The organism is Mesorhizobium sp. WSM4809 (assembly GCF_055811655.1).
The window spans coordinates 1-4,416 of the sequence record NZ_JBVVQW010000046.1; the positions used below are offsets into that span (position 1 = coordinate 1).

4 protein-coding genes and 1 pseudogene are annotated in these 4,416 nt (G+C 59.0%); all 5 read right to left on the minus strand.

Annotated elements, in window-relative coordinates; translation table 11 throughout:
- Positions 1-163 precede the first annotated feature (163 nt).
- Positions 164-1,192, minus strand: coding sequence for an ABC transporter ATP-binding protein (locus AC0L24_RS33700; RefSeq protein WP_473565059.1), 1,029 nt, complete (start codon positions 1,190-1,192; stop codon positions 164-166).
- Positions 1,189-2,190: an ABC transporter ATP-binding protein gene (locus AC0L24_RS33705; protein ID WP_473565060.1), complete on the minus strand. Its 1,002-nt coding sequence runs from the start codon at positions 2,188-2,190 to the stop codon at positions 1,189-1,191. Before AC0L24_RS33705 ends, AC0L24_RS33700 begins: the two co-directional genes overlap by 4 nt.
- Before the next feature lie 6 nt (positions 2,191-2,196).
- The gene (locus tag AC0L24_RS33710; protein ID WP_473565062.1) at positions 2,197-3,075 is read right to left on the minus strand and encodes an ABC transporter permease; all 879 of its coding nucleotides are present in this window, start codon (positions 3,073-3,075) and stop codon (positions 2,197-2,199) included.
- A gap of 1 nt (position 3,076) precedes the next feature.
- Positions 3,077-4,018: an ABC transporter permease gene (locus AC0L24_RS33715; protein WP_473565063.1), complete on the minus strand. Its 942-nt coding sequence runs from the start codon at positions 4,016-4,018 to the stop codon at positions 3,077-3,079.
- A gap of 5 nt (positions 4,019-4,023) precedes the next feature.
- Positions 4,024-4,416: pseudogene (locus AC0L24_RS33720) on the minus strand (ABC transporter substrate-binding protein); the annotation flags it as partial.

Sequence of the window (4,416 nt, forward strand, 5' to 3'; positions counted from 1 at the left end):
GTTGCAATCGAACCGACCGCGTCATAGGCACTAACCTCGATGACCCCATGATCACCGTGTGAATGATCTACCATAGGCGTTTCTTTCATCTCTTTGTTGAGCCGTGGCAAGAAATGGCACTCATATCAGCAATGCGTTGCGGCTCGTCGACCGCGCTTTTCAACTAGCTGACAGCGAGCGAAGGATTTGCCGCTGCAGAGGGCTCGCTCGAGATTTCTGTCGCCGGAGCGCGCACATGACAGGCGACGACCCGCCCGTCTGCCGTCGGCACCAAAGGCGGCACGACGACGCGGCAACGCTCGACTGCTAGCGGACAGCGCGGATGAAACGCGCAGCCGTTTGGCGGATTGATGGGGCTAGGCACCTCGCCCTCGACGGGCGCTTCAAGCCGAAGTCGGGTTGGATCCGGAACCGGGGCAGCCGCGAGCAGCGCCTCGGTGTATGGGTGTACGGGCTTGGCGAAGAGCGCATCGCATGGAGCAAGCTCGACAATTCGGCCCAAATACATGACCGCAACACGGTGACCGATATGCTCCACCACGCCAAGGTCGTGTGAGATAAAAATAAAGGCGATGCCCATTTGCTGCTGCAGATCCGTCAACAAGTTCAGGATTTGTGCCTGCACGGACACATCAAGCGCTGAGACCGCCTCGTCGGCGATGATAAGCGAGGGCTCAAGAGCAAGGGCCCGCGCAATCCCGAGTCGCTGCCGCTGGCCGCCCGACAACTCCGACGGAAGCCTGTCCATCATCTCGGGCGACATACCGACCTTTCGCAGAAGCTCCGCAGCACGCGCCTTTCGCTGCTTCCGGCTGAGGCGCTCAAAATTCTCAACGGGTTCGGTGATGATCTGCCCGGCGGTGAGGCGCGGGTTCAACGACGAATAAGGATCCTGGAACACCATCTGCATGCGCCGGCGCCACGCGCGAACCGCATTCTTGTTGAGACCCGCAATGTCGGTGCCGTTGATCATTACGCGACCAGCCGTCGGTTCGGTGAGCCGCATTAGGAGCCGCGCGACGGTGGACTTTCCGCAGCCGGATTCGCCAACGATGCAGAGCGTCTCGCCCGCCTCAACCGAGAAGGATACATCCTCCACCGCCCGCACCACCGGGATAGTCTTCTTCAAGATTCCCGCGCCGAGCGGATAATGCTTGGTCAGATTCTCGACTTTCAGCAGAGGACTACTCATGAGCACACTACCTCTTCGGCGCGCCAGCAGGCAGCGGCATGGCCGTACCCGACATCAAGCATGACGGGCGTCTTCTCTCGGCAAATATCTATCGCGAACGGGCAGCGAGGCGCGAAACTGCATCCGACGATCGGCTCCCGTAGGCTGGGCACGATACCAGCAATTTCCGGCAGGCGGTCTCGGCGGCCACGCCGCGGATCGGGCACCGAGCGCATGAGACCCAAAGTGTATGGATGCGCAGGGCGCGCGAACAAATCGATTACACTCGCTTGCTCCACGATACGGCCAGCATACATGACGATCACGCGTTGGCATGTCTCGGCTACAACGCCAAGATCATGTGTGATGAACATCACCGCCGTTCCCGTCCGCTCTTTTAGATCCACGATCAGCCGCAGGATCTGCGCCTGAATGGTGACGTCGAGCGCAGTTGTAGGCTCGTCTGCAATCAAAAGTTCCGGTGAGCACGCGAGCGCCATGGCAATCATGGCACGCTGTCGCATGCCACCTGACATTTCGTGGGGATAGTTGTTGACCCGGCGCTCGGGGTCCGCGATGCGGACGAGACGGAGCATCTCTTGCGCCTTAGCCATCGCTTCTGAACGGGAGGCTCTCGTATGTATCTGCACTGCTTCAGCGATCTGTCGACCGACGGTGTAAACCGGGTTCAGGCTCGTCATTGGCTCCTGGAAGACCATGGCGATCTGGTCACCGCGGACTTTTCGCATCTCACGGTCGGAGAGTTTCAAGAGATCTCGTCCGCGAAAACGGATCTCGCCGCCGACGGTCTTGGCGGTCATTTTCGGCAGCAGGCGAAGAATGGAAAGAGCGGTGACGCTCTTGCCGCAGCCGGATTCGCCGACGACTCCGAGCGTTTCACCGCCCTTTACCTGGAAGCTGATGCTGTCCACGGCCCGGGTGACGCCCTCTTCTCCGTAGAAGTGGGTCTCCAGGCCTCGAACATCGAGAAGCACGTCATTCACTATGGGTCCATGCATTGCAAGTCAGCGCCTCCGTTTCACACGAGGGTCGAACAGATCCCGCAAACCATCCCCGAGCAGGTTTACGGCAAGGACCATGACGGCAAGGCAAATGCCGGGAGCAAAAATGGTCAACGGGGCTATGGCGAGATACAAGCGAGAGCTTGAGATCATGTTGCCCCAGCTCGGAATCTCGGGGGGCACGCCCACGCCGAGAAAGCTCAGCCCGGCCTCTGTCAGAATCGCATCTGCGCAGACAATGGCACTCTGCACCATAAGCGCCGGAATGGTGCTCGGCAGGATATGCCGCCACAGCACCTTCGGCAGACGCGCACCGCCGCATAGAGCGGCCTCGACGTAAGGACGCTCACGAACACTCATAACCACCGAACGAACCAGCCGCGTGACGCTTGGCACCTGGACGATCGTGATGGCAAGGATCAGGATCCCAATTCCGGGGCCAGTCAGCGAAATAAGGGCGATAGCAAGCAGAATCGTCGGGATCGACATCAGGCCGTCCATGACCCGCATCACGATACTATCGAAGGCGCGGCTGTAGCCGGCCATGACACCGACCAGAAGACCGCCCAGAGCCGCCCCTGCCCCCGAAGTCAGCCCGACCATAAGCGATATTCGGGCACCGAAGATGGTTCGGGCAAACACGTCACGGCCAAGATTATCGGTGCCGAACCAGAACTCCGCAGAAGGCGGTTGGAGCCGTTTAAATGGATCCATGCTCAGAGGATCGCCAGCGTAAAGCGGGGCAGCGAGTGCTAGAACGATCAGTATCGCCAAGAGGCCGCCGCCGATCACGACCAGGGGATGGCGCCTTGCCAGACGGGGAACCTCAGATAGCTGCAGGCCCGTCGGAACGGTTTCAATTGGTGCGGAGAGGAGTGTCATATCAGTACCGGATGCGAGGATCGACCAGGGTGTAGGAAAGATCGACCGCCAGATTGATTAAGACGTACAGGCCCGAAACGAGGATGAGCACGCCTTGAATGATAGGGTAATCACGGTTGTTGATCGCATCGACCACCAAGCGACCCACGCCAGGTATGTTGAAAACCGTTTCCGTGATGACAACACCCCCAATCAGACCTGCGAAACTTAACCCGATCACGGTGAGAATTGGGGCACCTGCATTCTTCAAAGCATGGTGGAAAAGCATGGAATAGGATGATGCACCCTTGGCCGCGGCTGTTCGCATGTAGTCTTCCGACAGGACCTCGAGCATGCTCGCTCGCGAAATCCGGGCGATGAACGCAATATATCCAAGACTTAAAGTGAGCGTCGGTAGGATCAGGTGCAAAAACCATGGCCCAAGTCCTTGGCCAATGGTCCGGTATCCTTGCACCGGCAGCCAATGCATGCTGATCGCGAACAAGTATATGAGAAAAAAGCCGACAACAAACACCGGTACGGAAAAACCAAGTGTCGCGAATGCCGTGAGGACGCGATCAACAACGCCGCCGGCTCGCCATGCGGCAAGAATGCCGACGGAGACACCGAACGAGACCGAAAGAATCATCGTTAGGATCGAAAGTGAGATGGTGGGTTCCAGCCGCTGAGAGATGAGTTCGAGAACCGGTCGTCCAGCAAAAATCGACGTCCCCAAATCCCCTCCGAGAATGCCGAAGGACCAACGCACAAACTGAACTGGCAGTGGGTCGTTCAAGCCCAGTTGCTCGCGAATGCCGGCGACAATCTCCTCAGTAGCCGACTTGCCCGCAATGATCGCCGCTGGGTCGCCGGGAGCCAGCCTGAGAAGCAGGAAGACGAAGATCCCGACCATCGCCATGACAGCGATGGCCGAAACCATTCTGCGAAGGATGTAGCCGGCCATGTCCCTCAGACCTTCTGCATGTTCCACATCGGGACGAAATCTGGTGCGCCGATGAGACCGGTGAGCGCCTTGCGGCGCGCGATTGGCTGAAAATATTCGCCCATCAGAACCGTACCAACGTAGTCCCAGTACAACCGCTGCATGCTGCGGGCTAGGTCCTTGCGTTCTTCGAGCGTGTCAACTTCTGTCCATTTGGCCCGAAGAGCCTCATACTCGTCACTCTTCGGCCAGCCGTACCAGGCCTCCTCGCCATTCGCGAACATGGCTACGTTGGTATGCGGCTGGCTGTGTGAGTAGTCGGACTCGGCCGAGATGAAGATACTCCAGCCGCCGTCCTCGATGGGACCCTTTTTCGCCCGGCGCGCGACAACTCCACCCCAGTCGCTCGGTGCAAGCTC